Raw genomic sequence first — 17,054 nt, 5'->3', positions numbered from 1 at the left:
CTACATTGCTTTCTGACAAATACTTTTTGGCATCATGTTATCAGGCTCTGGCTCGGAGCGAGGGGGATTGTTTATCCCGTTGCTTATATTGGCCAAAGTCAGCCCATGCTAGGATGGCAATCTATCAATTCCTTTTGAAAAGACCTGCCGATGTGGATAGACACCCATTGCCATCTGGACGCCGCTGAATTCGGCGGGGAACAGGCGCAGGTGCAAGCCGCGACAGCGGCGGCGCAGCAGGGCGTCGATTGGATCGTGATCCCGGCAGTGGAGCGCGCCAACTTCGCCACGGTGGCGACGCTGGCCGCGCAGCTGCCCAATTGCACCTATGCGCTGGGCATCCATCCGCTGTACGTGCCGCAGGCCGAGGAGGCAGACCTGCAGGCACTGCGCACGGCGATCGCTGCAGCAATGGCCGATCCGCGTTTTGTGGCGATAGGTGAAATCGGCCTCGATTTTTTTGTGCCCGGCATGGACAGCGGCCCCTTGCGCGAAAAGCAGGAGCATTTCTACGTCGAGCAATTGAAGATGGCGCGCGATTTCGACTTGCCGGTATTGCTTCATGTGCGGCGCTCGCAAGACATCCTGCTCAAGCACCTGCGCCGGATCAAGGTGCAGGGCGGCATTGCCCATGCATTCAACGGCAGTTTCCAGCAAGCCGAAGCCTTCATCGGGCTCGGCTTCCGGCTCGGTTTCGGCGGCGCCATGACGTTTACGCGCGCGCTGCAGATCCGCCGGCTGGCGGTCCAGCTGCCGCTGGCGGCGCTGGTGCTGGAGACCGACGCGCCCGACATGTCGCCGGCCTGGCTGCACCCGCAACCGAACCAGCCGCAGCAGATCCCGCGCATCGGCGCCGTGCTGGCCGAGTTGCGCGGCATGGCGCTGCCTGACCTGGCGCAGGCAACCGCCGCCAATGCCCGCGCCGCCTTGCCGCGCCTGGCAGCGCTGGCTTAAGTAGCGCCACGGCGCGGCGGGCATGCGCAGCGCCGTGGTTGGCCTTGTCCTCGGTGTTGGTTTTTTGCAAACCCAGGCGGCATTGCTTGCGGTCTGGCTGCTATGTTGCTTGGTGGTGTCGGCATGGTTGCCGGCTGCGGCTGCCCGCAAAACCCGCAATCCCTATCTTGGATCGGCTGCGAACCTGCTGGCCGGCATGCTGTTCGGTTTTGCCTGGGCCGGGCTGTTCGCGCAATATTATTTAAGGCATGAGCTGACGCCGGCATGGGAAGGGCGCGATATCACCGTGATCGGTACGGTCGACAGCTTGCCTTCCTATTCCGAGAGCGGCGTCCGTTTTACTTTTGCCGTTGAAAAAGTGCTGGACCAGGACGGCGAAGCGCCGCTCGTTCCGCAGCGCCTGGCGCTGGGCTGGCATCAAGAGGAAAACGGCGAAGAGGTCCGGCTCCAGGCGGGCGCGCGCTGGCAGTTGAGCGTGCGCCTGAAACGTCCGCACGGCAACGCTAATCCGCTCGGTTTCGACTATGAAGCGTGGCTGCTGGAGCGCAACCTGCGCGCCACCGGCTACGTCCGTTCCGGGCAACAGAACCGGCAGCTGCAGGCATTCGTGTTCAGCCCGGGCAACCTGGTTGAAGTACTGCGCAGCCGTTTGCGTGAACGGATCCTGCAAGCCTTGCCCGAGCACCGCTACGCCGGTGTGCTGGTGGCGCTGGCGGTGGGCGACCAGCGCGCCATCGAGCAGTCCGACTGGGAAGTCTTCAACCGCACCGGCGTCAGCCACCTGGTCGCCATTTCCGGCCTCCACATCACGATGATTGCCGGCATGTTCGCCGTCATTGTTTCAGCGCTGTGGCGTCGTTCCTTTTTCACCGGCGCGGCCTTGCCGCTGTTGCTGCCGGCGCAAAAAGCGGCAGCGTTGGGCGGCGCGCTGGCGGCCCTGTGCTACGTCGCGCTGGCCGGCTTCGGCATACCCGCGCAGCGCACCCTGTACATGCTGCTGGTGACCGCGCTGGCTTTATGGAGCGGACGCATCGCCAGCGTGTCGCATGTGTTGTGCGCGGCGCTGGCGATGGTCTTGCTGGCCGATCCCTGGGCGCTGCTGTGGCCGGGATTCTGGCTGTCCTTCTGCGCGGTCGGCGTGATCCTCTACGCCAGCGTCGGCCGCAGCGTGGCGGTTGCGGTCCAGGGACAATCGCTGCTGGCGCGTTGCCGGCACGGTTTGAAGGCTGCCGGCTCTACCCAATATGCGGTGACCATCGGTTTGCTGCCGCTGACGGCCTTGCTGTTCGGCCGTGTCTCGCTGATCGGTCCGCTTGCCAATGCGCTGGCGATTCCGCTGGTCGGACTGGCCGTGACGCCGCTGACCCTGGTCGCCAGCGTGCTGCCGGCGCCGCTGTCGACCTGGCTGTGGCGCGGCGCGCATGCGCTGGTAGAACTGCTGGCGGTCTTCCTGGACTGGTTGAGCGGTTTGCCGTTCGCGGTATGGCAGGCGCCGTTGCCGCAGGCATGGACTTTTGTGCTGGCGCTGCTGGCGACCCTGTGGCTGCTGGCGCCGCGCGGCTGGCCGCTGCGCTGGCTGGCGCTGAGCGGCTGGCTGCCGCTGCTGCTGGACCAGGGCAGCCGTCCCGGTCCGGGGGAAATGTGGGTCACTGCGCTCGATGTCGGCCAGGGCATGGCGGTACTGGTGGAGACTGCCGAACATCGCCTGCTGTACGACAGCGGTCCGTATTATTCACCTGCATCGAATGCCGGCAGCCGCGTCGTCGTGCCTTACCTGAGGGCGCGCGGCATCGCGGCGCTGGATGCGCTGCTGGTGTCGCATGCCGACAATGACCATTCCGGCGGCGCATTGTCGCTCATGGGCAGCATCAAGGTGGGCACGGTATATTCGTCGCTGGCGCAAGATCATCCGATCGCCAGGGCGGCAACCGTTCACCAGCGCTGCCACAGCGGCCAGGCGTGGCAATGGGGCGGCGCCAGCTTCGAAATGCTGTACCCGGACCTGGAGCATTATCCGGCGCCGGCGAAGGTAGCAAAAACCAAGGCGAATACGCTCAGCTGCGTCCTCAAGATCAGCCACGGAAAACATGCCATCCTGCTGCCGGGCGATATCGAAGCAGCCCAGGAAAAGCAGTTGGCCGCCAGCCACGCGGGGCAGCTGAAATCGACGGTGCTGCTGGCGCCCCACCATGGCAGCGGCACGTCATCGACAGCCGCGTTCCTGGCGGAGGTCGAACCGCAAATCGCCTTGTTCCAGGTCGGCTACCGCAACCGTTTCCGTCATCCGAAACAGCAGGTGCTGGAGCGCTACCAGGACCTGGGCATCGCCGTCTTGCGTAATGATGCCGACGGCGCAATCATGCTGAAATTCGGCGAGACCGTGATTGCCGATACCTATCGTGAGCAGCACCGCCGCTATTGGTACGGCCGTTAACCCGGCGCGCCGTCACTTTTTCCAGACAACCGCCCCGATCGTGTGCGGATTTCCATCCGTTTCGATCCGTGCCTCGGTTTGCCAAGCCATGGAAAAACGCTATTTTTCATGTGCTTACCGTGTTATGCCGGGATGGCACAGCATGTGCTTGATAATCAAAGACGAGAATCTTCGCATCTCGTTCAATAAATTTAAAAAGGGGAGACAAATGGACAATCAGCGCCGCAATTTCTTACAGAAGGCCGGTGGGTATGCAGCCCTTGCAGGACTCGGTACGGTAGCGCCACAGGTGTTTGCGCGGACTACCGGTGGAATTTCCATGGGGAAATTATCCATGGTGGAAATGTCGCATCGGCTGGCGGCCGGCTCGCTGAGCAGCCGCCAGCTGGTGGAAGAAGCGCTTGCCGCCATCGGCGATCCACAAGGTGAAGGCGCGCGCGCTTTCATGACGGTGTATGCCGAACAGGCGCGCGCGGTTGCTGCCGAGATCGACGCCCAACGCCGCAAGGGAGTGATTGCCTCGCCGATCGCAGGCATCCCGATTTCGATCAAGGACCTGTTCGACGAAGCGGGCCAGACTACCTTGGGAGGCTCCACGGTCCTGGTCGGCCAGCCCGCCGCGCTCCGCGATTCGGTTGTCGTGGCAAGGCTGCGCAAGGCTGGCGCGGTCATCATCGGACGGACCAATACGGTCGAATTTGCCTATACAGGCCTTGGCATCAATCCGCACTACGGCACACCGAAAAACGTATACGACCGCGCCACCGGCCGCATCCCCGGCGGCTCGACATCGGGCGGCGGCATTTCGGTAGCCGACGGCATGGCTGCCGGCGCTATCGGCACCGATACCGGCGGCTCGCTGCGCATCCCGGCGGCGCTTAACGGCCTGGTCGGCTTCAAGCCGACGCAACGCCGCGTGCCGCTCGACGGCGTGATGCCGCTGTCGACCTCTTTAGATTCCGCCGGTCCGATCGCCTGGAGCGTCGCGGACTGTGCATTGCTTGATGCTGTGCTTGCCGCGGAAACCGTGCGCGCGCCGGATGCGCCGCCACTGCGCGGATTGCGTTTTGCGGTGCCCAAGACTTTCTTCCAGAACGATTTGTCCGAGCCTGTGGCGCGCGCGTTCTCGAGCGCTCTGGAGCGGCTGTCGGCGGCAGGAGCGACCATCGTTGAATTGCCGATGGCCGAATTTGCGCAGGCTCCGAACATCAACCCGCGCGGCATGATCACCGCGTCCGAGGCGTATGCCTGGCACCGGAAATATATCAAAGACGGCGCGGACAAATACGATCCGCGGGTACTGGCGCGCATCAAGACCGGGGAGGCCATCAGTGCGCCCGACTATGTGCAACTGCTGGCGCTCCGGCGCGACTTCATCCGCTCGATCAACCAGGCCGCGGCAGGCTATGACGCGATGCTGATGCCGACCACTCCCGACATCGCGCCGCCGATCGCCGATGTGCTGAAAGACGATGAAAGTTACTACCGCATCAACGGACGGATGCTGCGCAACCCGTCGGTGGTCAACCTGTTCGATGGCTGCGCGCTCTCGGTGCCATGCCACCAGGCGGGAGACGCGCCGGTCGGCCTCATGATTGCGGGCATCCAGAATACGGACCACCGCATTCTCGCGGTAGGACGCTCGATAGAGGCGGTTGTCGCGCCGCGCCGCAGCTGACTCCTGAGCGCCGGCTCTAATATTCCCTTTGGCGCACGGCTGCTTTCGGTTTTAAATGAGACCCCATCGCAACAGGTTTTTTTGTCTTATCTATGACTGACGCTATTCGTCCGATTTTGCATTTCATCCACGGCAACAGTTTTCCGGCAGGGACTTACCGCCAGTTCCTTGACTTCCTGGGGTACGACTACGATGTCCGTTCGCTCGACATCCACGCCCATAATCCCAAATACCCGGTCACCGACGGCTGGCCGGCGCTGGTGCAGGAACTGATCGACGAGCTGGCGGCGCGTTACGAACAGCCGGTGATCCTGGTCGGCCACTCGATGGGCGGCGGCCTGGCCCTGCTGGCGGCGCAACAGCGGCCGGACCTGGTCAGCTGCGTGGTGATGCTGGATACGCCGGTGGTGGTCGGCTGGCGCGCCAGCCTGCTGCGCGGCGCCAAGGCGCTGGGGCTGGACAAGCGGGTGTCGCAAGCCCGGTTTTCCGTCAAGCGGCGCAACCTGTGGCCGAGCGCGGAAGCCGCCTACCAGCATTTCGCCGGCAAGCAGGTGTTCGCCAACTGGGCGCCCGAAGTGCTGCGCGACTACATCACCTACGGACTGGAAGAGGAGCAGGGCAATGTGGTCCTGCGTTTCCGGCGCGATATCGAAACCGCCGTTTACCGCACTCTGCCGCACGACATGGGCAATGTGCTGAAACACGGTTTCCCGGTGCCTATCGGTTTTGTCGGCGGCGTCGATTCGGTCGAATGCCGGCAGGCCGGGCTGGACGCCACCAAACGCCTGGTCGGCAAATATTTCAGGCAAATCCCCGGCGGCCACCTGTTCCCGATGGAAACGCCGGAGCTGGCGGCGGCCACCACGCGTCAGATGATCCAGTCCCTGTTGGGGCAGCGGGATCCCGGGCCGTCGATTCGTAACAATTCGTAGCCATTCGAGGTCCGCTCCCCGGCATGTTGTAGGATACAGGGCTATTTCCATCGAATATTGCTATGTCATCAACAAAGAAAACCCAGCAAGACACAAACAAGTCCCGCTCCAGCCCGGCCGGGAAAAACGGCAAGGGCAGCGTGGCCCATGCGCTGCTGCTCACCATCGGCGGCCTGGTGCTGGCGGGGGTGGTGATTGCCGGGTTGCTGGTGACATATGCGCTGGTGGTCATGACGCCGCAGCTGCCGGCGCTGGACGCAATCACCGACTACCGGCCCAAAGTGCCGTTGCGCATCTACACCGCCGACCACGTCCTGATCGGCGAGTTCGGCGAAGAACGGCGCAGCCTGGTCAAGCTGGACGACATCCCGGCCGACATGAAGAATGCGGTGCTGGCGATTGAAGACGCGCGCTTCTACCAGCACGGCGGCATAGACGTCATCGGCATCCTGCGCGCAGGCGTGGCCGACATCTTGCATGGCGGCGCTTCGCAAGGCGCCAGCACCATCACCATGCAGGTCGCGCGCAATGTTTTCCTGTCCAGCGAAAAAACCTACTCGCGCAAGATCTATGAAATCCTGCTGGCCTACAAGATCGAGACAGCGCTGAGCAAGGACCAGATCCTTGAGGTTTACATGAACCAGATCTACCTGGGCCAGCGCTCATTTGGTTTCGCCGCCGCTGCGCGCACCTATTTCGGCAAGGACCTGAAGGACATCACGCTGGCGCAGGCGGCGATGCTGGCCGGCCTGCCGAAAGCGCCTTCCGCCTACAACCCGGTGGTGAATCCGAAGCGCGCCAGGATCCGCCAGGAATACATCCTGAAACGCATGCGCGACCTGGAATTCATCACCAAGGAACAGTACGACCAGGCGCTGGCGGAAGATATCCAGGTCAAGACCAAGGGCAACAACTACAGCGTGCATGCCGAGTACGCCATCGAAATGGTGCGCCAGATGCTGTACGCACAATTCAAGGAAGACACGTATACCCGCGGCCTGAGCGTAATTACCACCCTCAACGCCGCCGACCAGCAGGCAGCCTATGACGCGGTACGCAAAGGCGTGATGGATTACGACCGCCGCCACGGCTACCGCGGACCGGAAGCCGCCATCGAGCTGCCGGCCGGCGGCGATGAGCGCGACCAGGCGATCGAAGACGCGCTGCAGGACAAGCCCGACAATGATGACATCCTGCCCGCCGTGGTGCTGAGCGCCGATCCCAAGCAGGTGCAGGCGATGCTGCGCAACGATACCGTGGTCACCATCAGCGGCGAGGGCTTGCGTCTTGCCGCTTCGGCGTTGAGTACGAAAGCCGGCAAGAACCTGAAGATCCAGAAGGGCTCGGTGATCCGCGTCATCAATACCGCCAAAGGCTGGCAGATCACGCAGCTGCCGCAAGTCGAGGCCACCATGGTGTCGCTGACGCCGCAAACCGGCGCCATCCGTTCGCTGGTCGGCGGTTTCGATTTCAACCAGAACAAATTCAACCACGTCACCCAAGCATGGCGCCAGCCTGGTTCGACCTTCAAGCCGTTCATCTACTCGGCTGCGCTGGAAAAGGGTTTCGGACCGGCCTCCATCATCAACGACGCACCGGTGTCTTTCCCCGGCGCGCCTGGCCAGGGACCGTGGGAGCCGAAGGACGACGACCAGCCTGACGGCCCGATGCCGCTGCGCACCGCCTTGCAGCGCTCAAAGAACCTGGTGTCGATCCGCCTGCTGGATGCGATCGGCGTCAAGTACGCGCAGGAATTCGTCACCAGCCATTTCGGTTTCGATCTCGACAAGACCCCGCCTTACCTGCCTTTGGCCCTGGGCGCCGGGCAGGTGACGCCGCTGCAGCTGGTCGGCGCCTATGCAGTACTGGCGAACGGCGGCTACCGTGTCAATCCCTACCTGATTTCGCAGGTGACCGATTCACGCGGCGCCGTATTGACCAAGGTCGAACCGCAGGTGGCAGGCCAGAACGCCACGCGCGTGCTCGATGCGCGCAACAGCTACATCATGACCAGCCTGCTGCAATCGGTGGCGCAGCGCGGCACCGGCGCCGGCACCAACATACTGCGCCGCAGCGACCTGGCCGGCAAGACCGGTACTACCAACGATGCCTTCGACGGCTGGTTCGCCGGTTACCAGAACAGCCTGGTGGCGGTGGCCTGGATGGGCTACGACCAGCCGAAGAGCCTGGGCAGCCGCGAATTCGGCGCGCAGCTGGCGCTGCCGATCTGGACCGAATACATGGGCCGCGCCCTGCGTGGCGTACCTGAATACCAGATGCCTGTGCCGGCCGGCGTCACCACCATCAACAATGAGTTTTATTTCGACAATTTCACGCCGGGCAACGGCTTCATCGCTTCGCTGGGGCTGGGCGCCGGCGCGAGCGGAGCGCCGGTCGAAATCGGCCCCGATGGGACGCCTTTGCCTGCCCCTGCGCCGCAAACCAATCCGCAGGAAGACGAGAAGCAGAATATCCTGAAGCTGTTCGGCGGCCATTGACCGCTTAGCGGCGGCCGAAAAAAAACCGTCAATGCCCGGCAAGGGCATTGGCGGTTTTTCTTTTGCGGACGGCGCCTACTGCAGCCAGGTCCGCTGCAGAATCTGCTGCTGCAGGTGCGGCGCTGCCAAGGTCCCGTAAACACGTCCGCCCATCGCCTCGCCGCGGCTGGCGATGAAGGCTTCGGCGATGATGGCCGGCGCGTGCTGCAGCATCAGTGCGCCCTGGACCGTCAGCACCAGGCGCTGCACGAAGCGGCGTCCCAGCATTTCGCGCTGCTCGGCCGGGGTCGCCAGGTCCTTTTGCAGTTCGTCCAGCATGTTGCGCAAGCCGGGGTGTTCGCGCGCCGTTTCGGCCAGCTGCGCCAGCAGCAAGCCGAAACCGGCCGGCTCGCGTTCGATCGCGCGCAGCACGTCCAGGCACATCACGTTGCCTGAACCTTCCCAGATCGAATTGACCGGCGCTTCCCGGTAAAAGCGCGCCATCGGACCGGTTTCAACGTAGCCGTTGCCGCCCCAGACTTCCATGCATTCGCCGGTGAATTCCAGCGCCCGCTTGCAGATCCAGAATTTGGCGGCGGGCGTGACGATGCGGCGCCAGGCGCGCTGCAGCGGATCGTCGGGCTGTTCGAAAGCGCTCGCCAGCTGCAGCATCAGCAGCGTCGCCGCCTCGCTTTCCAGAGCCAGGTCGGACAGCACGTTTTGCATCAACGGCTGCTCCGCCAGGCGGCGGCCGAAAGCGCTGCGGTGGCGCGCGTGGTGCAGCGCCTGCACCAGCGCCTGGCGCATCAGGCCGGCGGAACCGATGACGCAGTCGAGGCGGGTGTGGTTGGCCATTTCGATGATGGTCGGGATGCCGCGGCCTTCGTCGCCGACCATGATGCCGAAGGCTTCCCGGAACTCCACCTCGCTGCTGGAGTTGGAGCGGTTGCCGAGCTTGTCTTTCAGGCGCTGTATCTGCACCGGGTTCTTGCTGCCGTCGGGTCGCCAGCGCGGCACAAAAAAGCAGCTCAGGCCCATCTCTGTGCGCGCCAGCACCATATGGGCGTCGCACATGGGCGCCGAAAAAAACCATTTGTGGCCGGTCAGCTGGTAACCGGCGCCGCGTCCGCCGCCGCCTTCCAGCGGGATGGCGGTGGTGGTGTTGCTGCGGACGTCGGAGCCGCCTTGTTTTTCCGTCATGCCCATGCCGACCAGGATGGAATTCTTGTGCTCCAGCGCCAGGTCGCGGCTGTCATGTTCGCACGACAACAGTTTTGCCTGCAGGGCGGCAAACAGGGCCGGTTCCTGCTGCAGGACCGGGATCGAGGCGAACGTCATGGTGGTCGGGCAGAGCGATCCGGCTTCCAGCTGGGCATGCAGGAAATAACCGGCGGCCCGCGCCACGTGGCTGCCGCCTTGCGGCTTGATCCAGGGCAGGGCGTGCAAGCCTTCGCGGCGCAGCATGCCTAGCAAGGCATGCCAGGCCGGATGGAATTCGACGGCGTCGATGCGGTTGCCGAGGCGGTCGAAGGTATTCAGTTCCGGCTGGTGGCGGTTGGCCAGTTCGGCCAGCTGCCAGCTTTCCTTGCTGCCGAGTTCGGCGCCGTAGCGCGCCAGCTGGTCGGCATGCCATTGCCCGTGCAGGCGCTGCACGCCGGCCTGCAGGATCGTATCGTCCAGGTACAGGTTGTTGCCAACCAGTTCAGGCGCCTGGTTGGTGACTTCGTGGGTTTGCCCTTGCATGAGCGGTCTCCTGGTTTTATGGGGCTTCTGGTCTGACTTTACCCCTTGTCTCGGCTCTCTGGAAGGTGTTGTCGAGCAATTATCTAGAGGCTGTCTTCAATCGGCTTGCCATGCGCTGGAATGGCGCCGAGTTTAAAAACTGTGCGGGCTTCGTCTGTCAGGTAAAATGCTGTTTGTATTTCACAACCTGCCGCCCCTATCCGCTGCCTATGTCCTACCAAGTTCTCGCCCGTAAATATCGCCCCAGAAGCTTCGATACGCTGGTCGGCCAGGAACACGTCGTAAGGGCCTTGACGCACGCTTTGGAGCAACAGCGCCTGCACCACGCCTATCTGTTCACCGGCACCCGCGGCGTCGGCAAGACCACTTTGTCGCGGATCCTGGCGAAATCGCTCAATTGCATCGGCGCCGACGGCAACGGCGGCATCACCGCGACGCCGTGCGGCGTGTGCGAAGCTTGCGTGGCGATCGACGCCGGGCGTTTTGTCGACTATATCGAAATGGATGCGGCCTCGAACCGCGGCGTCGACGAAATGGCGCAGCTGCTGGAACAGGCTGTGTATGCGCCGTCCAATGCGCGCTTCAAGGTCTACATGATCGACGAAGTGCACATGCTGACCAACCACGCCTTCAACTCGATGCTGAAGACGCTGGAAGAGCCGCCCGAACATGTCAAGTTCATCCTGGCCACCACCGATCCGCAGAAAATCCCGGTAACGGTGCTGTCGCGCTGCCTGCAGTTCAACCTGAAACAGATGCCGCCCGGCCATATCATCAGCCACCTCGACAATATCCTGGGCCAGGAACAGATCGAATTCGAAACCCCGGCCTTGCGCCTGCTGGCGCAGGGCGCCCACGGTTCGATGCGCGATGCGCTGTCGCTGACCGACCAGGCGATCGCCTATGCCGCCGGCAAGGTGACGCTGGAAGCGGTGCAGGGCATGCTGGGGGCGCTTGACCAGTCCTACCTGATCCGCGTGCTGGATGCGCTGGCGCTGAAGGACGGCCCCGGCTTGCTGGCGGTGGCCGACGACATGGCCAGCCGCAGCTTGTCATATAGCGCGGCGCTGCAGGACCTGGGCACGTTGCTGCATCGGGTCGCGCTGGCGCAAAGCGTTCCCGCGGCCCTGGCCGAGGATTTGCCGGAACGGGAAGAAGTGATCCGCCTGTCGGCCTTGTTCGATGCCGAAGAAGTACAGCTGTTCTACCAGATCGCCGTGCACGGCCGCAATGAACTGGGCCTGGCGCCGGACGAATACGCCGGTTTCTCGATGACGCTGCTGCGCATGCTGGCCTTCCGCCCGCAAGCCGACGGCAGCACCGTGACGCCGCCGCCGCCGGCCAGCCGCCCGCGGCCGCAGGCCAGCGTTGCACCGGCAGCAGCGGCGCCTGTATCGAGGCCAGCGCCGCCGCCAGCCCAGGCGGCGCCGGCCGCAGCGCGCTTGAGCAGCGCTCCGCCCGCGCTCAGCACCAGCGCGCCGGCAACGCCTCCCGCCGGCAGCGGCGCCATGAGCCCGGCCAGGGCGGCGTTGGAAGCAGCGCGCGCTGCGTCTTCCCGCAAAGGCGGCGCGCCGGTGCGGCCGCAACCTAGCCAGTCACCTGCGGCGCAGGTCAGCCAGCCGGCCGTGGCGGCCGTAGCGGACGCCAAACCGGCAGCGCCGATCTACGTTCCGCAAAATTCGTCGGTGCCGCCTTGGGAAGAAGAGATCCCGTTGCCCATGGATTTGCCGGATACCGAATTTTCCAGTTCGGCGGCTGAAAAAAAAACTGAATCGTACGCACCATCCGCTCCGCAGCGGCCATCTCCCGCCAACGGCGTAGCGGGCAACGGCCGCCAGGCTGCGCGCCCCGAAGCCGTGGCGCCGCAACCGGCCGCTCCGGCGGAACCGCTGCCGCCGCTGGTGCTGCAACCCGATCCGAACCTGAACTGGGACGGCAACTGGCCGTTGCTGGCCGCTACCCTGGCGGTGCGCGGCGTAGCGCATCAGTTGGCGCAGCAGAGCGAACTGATCAAGTCCGACAGCAGCGGTGCGGCGGCCCAGTTTTATCTGCGGATTCCGTTCGATACCTTGCGTTCGGCCGGCAGTGTTGATAAGTTGGAGGCTGCGCTGGCTGAACATTTCGGCCGGCCGGTCAAGGTGGAAACGGAGCTTGGCCAGGTCCGCCATACGGCCAATGCGCAGGCCATGGCGGCGCAGGCCGAACGGCAGCGCCTGGCGGAGCAGACCGCAAAAAACGATCCCTTCATCCAGAGCATGGTGCGCGAATTCGGCGCTTCCATCGTACCGGGATCGGTCAAGCCCCTGGGTTGAAACGGCAAGCAGCAGGGCGCGCCGGCATGACGCCGGGCGCCATTTGAAACACCGGTTAAATAATCTGTTTTTATAGGAGAAGCACCATGATGAAGGGCCAACTGGCAGGGCTGATGAAACAAGCCCAGGCAATGCAGGACAACATGAAGAAGATGCAAGACCAACTGGCCTTGATCGAAGTCGAAGGCGAGTCGGGCGCGGGCCTGGTGAAAGTCGTGATGACTTGCAAGAACGCGGTCAAGCGCGTGGCGATCGACGCTTCGCTGCTGGCTGACGACAAGGACATGCTGGAAGACCTGGTAGCCGCCGCTTTCAACGATGCCGTGCGCAAGGCTGAAGCGCTGTCGGCTGAAAAGATGTCGGGCCTGACCGCCGGCATGCCAGCCGGCTTCAAGCTGCCATTCTGACCAACCGCTGAGGTTGACCGGATTCATAAGCGCTGCACGGTTCAAGGTTCGTGCAGTGTTTCGCAGGTAATGAAACGTAGGTAATGAAACTTAATAACACCATTCTGTGAAAATTCCTTCCAGTCTTGCCTTGCTCACCGAAGCCTTGCGTCATCTGCCCGGCGTCGGTCCGAAGTCGGCTCAGCGCATGGCTTACCACTTGCTGCAGCACGACCGCGACGGCGCAGCGCTGCTGGGACGGGCGCTGACCCAGGCGGTCGAGCAGATCCACCATTGCGCGCTGTGCAATACCTTTACCGAGAACGAGGTGTGCGAAACCTGCCTCGATCCCGAGCGCGATCCAGCCTTGCTGTGCGTGGTGGAAACGCCGACCGACCAGCTGATGATCGAGCAGACCCTGACTTTCAAGGGGCTGTATTTTGTCCTGATGGGGCGCTTGTCGCCGCTGGATGGCATCGGTCCGAAAGACATCCAGCTGGAGAAACTGATCAGCCGCGCTACCGACGGCGTCGTCACCGAAGTGGTGCTGGCCACCAATTTCACCAACGAAGGCGAGGCCACCGCCCACTACATCAGCGAAACCATGAAAGCGCGCGGCCTGCAGGTCAGCCGCCTGGCGCGCGGCGTGCCGGTGGGCGGCGAGCTGGAGTATGTCGACGCCGGCACCATCGCGCGCGCCATGCTGGACCGGCGTGCGACCTGACAGACCGGAGCGCCATGCCAAAAAAACATAGCAGTAGTCCGAATTAATTCCGCTCGGGCAGTATTATCATCGTTATCATAGCTCGTAGAAGACGTAACCAGTTTCGAGACAGCCGCGCCAAGACGGCAAAGAAAACAACCATTGCACACAAACAGCAGTGAAATAACCCTGGATATACGAGGAGACAATATGAAATTCAGCTGGAAGCAGTTCGGCATCGCCCTTTGCCTGTTCTTGGCGGGGTACTTTTCTTTCAATGGCAAACTGTTTGCGCAGACCCCCGAGAAAACCAAGGTGGCGATCGCGGTGGGCGGAAAGAACCTGTTTTATTACCTGCCGCTGACGATCGCCGAGCAGCTCGGTTATTTCAAGGATGAAGGACTGGACGTCACGATTTCCGATTTCGCCGGCGGCGCCAAGGCTTTGCAGGCGCTGGTCGGCGGTAGCGCCGACGTGGTTTCCGGCGCATTCGAGCACACCATCAGCATGCAGGCCAAGAACCAGCATATCGTCGCCTTCGTGTTGCAGGGCAGGGCGCCGCAAATCGTCATGGGCGTGTCCAACAAGACCATGCCTAACTACAAGTCGATCGCCGACCTGAAGGGCAAGAAGATCGGCGTCACCGCGCCGGGTTCCTCGACCAGCATGATGTCCAATTTCGTGCTGGCCAAGGGCGGCCTGAAACCGACCGATGTTTCCTATATCGGCGTCGGCGCTTCGGCCGGCGCCTTGTCGGCGCTGCGTTCCGGCTCCATCGACGTGATCGCCAACCTCGATCCGCTGATCACCATGATGCAGCAGAATAACGAGATCAGGATCATTGCCGACACCCGCACCCTGAAAGACACCAACGCCGTGTTCGGCGGCCCGATGCCGGCCGCGACGCTGTACGCCTCGGCCGACTTCATCAAGAAATATCCGAACACCACGCAAGCCCTGACCAACGCTATGGTGCGCGCGCTGAAATGGCTGCAGAAAGCCGGGCCGTCGGACATCGTCAAGACGGTGCCGGAAAGCTACCAGCTGGGCGACCGTGCGCTGTACATCGAAGCCTTCACGAAAGTGCGCGAGGCGATTTCGCCGGACGGCACCATCCCTGAGGCCGGCCCGCAAGTCGCGCTGCGCACCTTGCAGGCATTCGATCCTGACCTGGCCGGCAAGAATATCGACCTGTCGCAAACTTATACCAACGAGTTTGTAAAGAAGGCCAACGCCAAGTACAAATAATCGGCGGGACGGCGCGCATGGGTCGCCTTGCGCGCGCTGTCCTTGATTTTCCAGTCCGGCGCCGAGGCTGCAGCCGTCACAAGCCCATCCATACTCCCATGACTCCAGCCCTCTTTCTCGATAACGTCAGTTGCACTTTCATCTCCAAGGATGACCGTTCCCAGCGCTACACCGCGGTAGCGGACACCAGCTTGTCGATCGCGCCGGGCGAATTCGTGTCCGTGGTGGGCCCTACCGGCTGCGGCAAATCGACCCTGCTCAACGTCGGCGCCGGGTTGCTGCAGCCCTCGTCCGGCACCGTCCGGGTGTTTGGCGAGCCGCTGCTCGGCATCAACCGCCGCGCCGGCTACATGTTCCAGGCGGAAGCGCTGATGCCGTGGCGCAGCGCGCTGCAAAACGTCATCGCCGGCCTGCAGTACCGCGAAACCGATGAAGCCAGGGCGCGCCAGCTGGGCGAGGAATGGCTGGCGCGGGTCGGCCTGCAAGGCTTCGGCGACCGCTATCCGCACCAGCTGTCGGGCGGCATGCGCAAGCGCGTGGCGCTGGCGCAGACCTTGATCCTCGATCCCGACATCATCCTGATGGATGAGCCGTTTTCAGCGCTGGATATTCAGACCCGGCAATTGATGGAAAACGAAGTGCTGGAACTGTGGAGCGCCAAGCGCAAGGCGGTGCTGTTCATTACCCACGACCTGGACGAGGCGATCGCCATGTCGGACCGGGTAGTGGTGCTGTCGGCCGGGCCCGGCACCCATCCGATAGGCGAATTCGTGATCGACCTGCCGCGGCCGCGCGACGTGGCGGAAATCCGCAACGAACCGCGCTTTGTCGAATTGCACCAGCAGATCTGGAGCGTGCTGCGGGATGAGGTGCTGAAGGGTTACCAGCAACAGAAGAAAGTCGCCTAGCAGCAAGCCGGCAAGCAATTCGTGGAACCAGGAAAACAGGGATAAAACAGGATCATGTGGAAAGCCATCAAGCCCAATTATAAAAATCTGCGCGTCTATCAAGTGCTGGTGCTGCTGATATTTTTCTGCATCTGGCATCTGGCCACGCGCAATCCGCAGACCGCGTTTTTCTTTGGCGAGCCGCTCAAGGTGCTGCTGCGCATCTGGCAATGGTTTACGGTCGGCAGCGGTTCGGTGGAAGTCGGTTTCGGCGACCATACCTGGTTCACCCTGGTTTTCCCGGCGGAGATTTATTCGCACCTGCTGGTGACGCTGACCGAAACCATGCTGGCGTTCGGCATCGGCACGGTGTTCGGCCTCGGCGTCGGCCTGTGGCTGGCCTTGTCGCCGTTGACCTCGGCTATCCTCGATCCCTACATCAAGGCCTCGAACGCCATGCCGCGCGTGATCCTGGCGCCGATTTTTGCCATGTGGTTCGGGCTCGGCATCTGGTCCAAGGTGGCGCTGGCGGTGACGCTGGTGTTTTTCATCGTGTTTTTCAACGTCTACCAGGGTGTGAAGGAAGTCAGCCCGGTGGTGCTGGCGAACGCCCGCATGCTGGGCGCCAACCAGCGCCAGCTGCTGCGTACGGTGTACCTGCCGTCGGCGACTTCCTGGGTATTTTCCAGCCTGCACACTTCGGTCGGCCTGGCTTTCGTCGGCGTCATTGTCGGCGAATACCTCGGTTCGGCGCGCGGCGTCGGCTACCTGATCCTGCAGGCCGAGGGCAGCTTTGACATCAACACCGTGTTTGCCGGCATCCTGGTGCTGACGGCGTTTGCTCTGGTGCTCGACACCGTGGTGGGGATGATCGAAAAACGCCTGATGAAATGGCAGCCGAAGAGCGGCGAAACAGAGCGCTTGTAAAGACTGCCGCAGCGCGTCTTGCGCCATGGCAAGACCGGGCCTGCTATTGAGAGTTTCATAAAACATGACAATGCCCTTGCCCGGTTTTTCTGCGCGATCAACAAACGCAGCTAATTGGGGTCAGAGTGAACTTTCTGCGCGCCTTTTGCAGAAAGTTCACTCTGACCTCAATTAGCGGGCCACGGAGCACCTGTCGCATCGCTAAAAAAACAAAACCGTGCTTTGCGCTCTGTCTTTCTCCGAATCCGTCATGAGGGGTCAGAGTCAAGTTTCGCGATGAAGCGCTGCGAAAGTTGACTCTGAGGTAGCCCGGCTTTGATGGACATCTCAAATAGGGGACAATATGTCCTCGAGAGGAACCCATGAAAGCAAA

General features: G+C 62.7%; 12 protein-coding genes. 11 read left to right on the top strand and 1 reads right to left on the bottom strand.

The window, feature by feature from the left end:
- Window positions 1-150 precede the first annotated feature (150 nt).
- The 5 genes from V8G57_RS16205 to V8G57_RS16185 all read left to right on the top strand — a co-directional run bounded on the left by V8G57_RS16205 (window position 151) and on the right by V8G57_RS16185 (window position 8,496).
- Window positions 151-954: a TatD family hydrolase gene (locus tag V8G57_RS16205; protein ID WP_342830241.1), complete on the top strand. Its 804-nt coding sequence runs from the start codon at window positions 151-153 to the stop codon at window positions 952-954.
- A 22-nt stretch (window positions 955-976) separates the two neighbouring features.
- Window positions 977-3,388: a DNA internalization-related competence protein ComEC/Rec2 gene (locus V8G57_RS16200; protein WP_342830240.1), complete on the top strand. Its 2,412-nt coding sequence runs from the start codon at window positions 977-979 to the stop codon at window positions 3,386-3,388.
- A gap of 319 nt (window positions 3,389-3,707) precedes the next feature.
- Window positions 3,708-5,066, top strand: a complete 1,359-nt coding sequence (locus tag V8G57_RS16195) for an amidase (RefSeq protein WP_342830239.1) — start codon at window positions 3,708-3,710, stop codon at window positions 5,064-5,066.
- A gap of 92 nt (window positions 5,067-5,158) precedes the next feature.
- The gene (locus V8G57_RS16190) at window positions 5,159-5,998 is read left to right on the top strand and encodes an alpha/beta fold hydrolase (protein WP_342830238.1); all 840 of its coding nucleotides are present in this window, start codon (window positions 5,159-5,161) and stop codon (window positions 5,996-5,998) included.
- 62 nt (window positions 5,999-6,060) lie between these two features.
- On the top strand, window positions 6,061-8,496 hold the full coding sequence (locus V8G57_RS16185) for a penicillin-binding protein 1A (protein ID WP_342830237.1): 2,436 nt from the start codon (window positions 6,061-6,063) through the stop codon (window positions 8,494-8,496).
- Between the two features lie 75 nt (window positions 8,497-8,571).
- Here V8G57_RS16185 and V8G57_RS16180 read toward each other — a convergent pair whose 3' ends face one another.
- Window positions 8,572-10,218 (bottom strand): isovaleryl-CoA dehydrogenase, encoded by a 1,647-nt coding sequence (locus V8G57_RS16180; RefSeq protein WP_342830236.1) that lies wholly within the window; start codon window positions 10,216-10,218, stop codon window positions 8,572-8,574.
- 209 nt (window positions 10,219-10,427) lie between these two features.
- Here V8G57_RS16180 and V8G57_RS16175 point away from each other — a divergent pair, with 209 nt between their 5' ends.
- The 6 genes from V8G57_RS16175 to V8G57_RS16150 all read left to right on the top strand — a co-directional run bounded on the left by V8G57_RS16175 (window position 10,428) and on the right by V8G57_RS16150 (window position 16,681).
- Window positions 10,428-12,530: a DNA polymerase III subunit gamma/tau gene (locus tag V8G57_RS16175; protein ID WP_342830235.1), complete on the top strand. Its 2,103-nt coding sequence runs from the start codon at window positions 10,428-10,430 to the stop codon at window positions 12,528-12,530.
- An 86-nt stretch (window positions 12,531-12,616) separates the two neighbouring features.
- Window positions 12,617-12,937, top strand: coding sequence for a YbaB/EbfC family nucleoid-associated protein (locus V8G57_RS16170; protein WP_014006791.1), 321 nt, complete (start codon window positions 12,617-12,619; stop codon window positions 12,935-12,937).
- Window positions 12,938-13,043: 106 nt separating this feature from the next.
- Window positions 13,044-13,640: a recombination mediator RecR gene (gene recR, locus V8G57_RS16165; RefSeq protein ID WP_175500867.1), complete on the top strand. Its 597-nt coding sequence runs from the start codon at window positions 13,044-13,046 to the stop codon at window positions 13,638-13,640.
- 189 nt (window positions 13,641-13,829) lie between these two features.
- Window positions 13,830-14,867: an ABC transporter substrate-binding protein gene (locus V8G57_RS16160; RefSeq protein ID WP_342830234.1), complete on the top strand. Its 1,038-nt coding sequence runs from the start codon at window positions 13,830-13,832 to the stop codon at window positions 14,865-14,867.
- A 98-nt stretch (window positions 14,868-14,965) separates the two neighbouring features.
- The gene (locus V8G57_RS16155; RefSeq protein WP_144738491.1) at window positions 14,966-15,775 is read left to right on the top strand and encodes an ATP-binding cassette domain-containing protein; all 810 of its coding nucleotides are present in this window, start codon (window positions 14,966-14,968) and stop codon (window positions 15,773-15,775) included.
- A 54-nt stretch (window positions 15,776-15,829) separates the two neighbouring features.
- Complete coding sequence (locus V8G57_RS16150) at window positions 15,830-16,681, top strand: ABC transporter permease (RefSeq protein ID WP_092393168.1); 852 nt, start codon at window positions 15,830-15,832, stop codon at window positions 16,679-16,681.
- Window positions 16,682-17,054 lie beyond the last annotated feature (373 nt).

The organism is Collimonas rhizosphaerae, assembly GCF_038896935.1.
Taxonomy (GTDB): domain Bacteria; phylum Pseudomonadota; class Gammaproteobacteria; order Burkholderiales; family Burkholderiaceae_D; genus Collimonas; species Collimonas rhizosphaerae.
The sequence above is the reverse complement of the archived record's forward strand: the minus strand, read 5'-3'. Positions and strand labels throughout refer to the sequence as shown.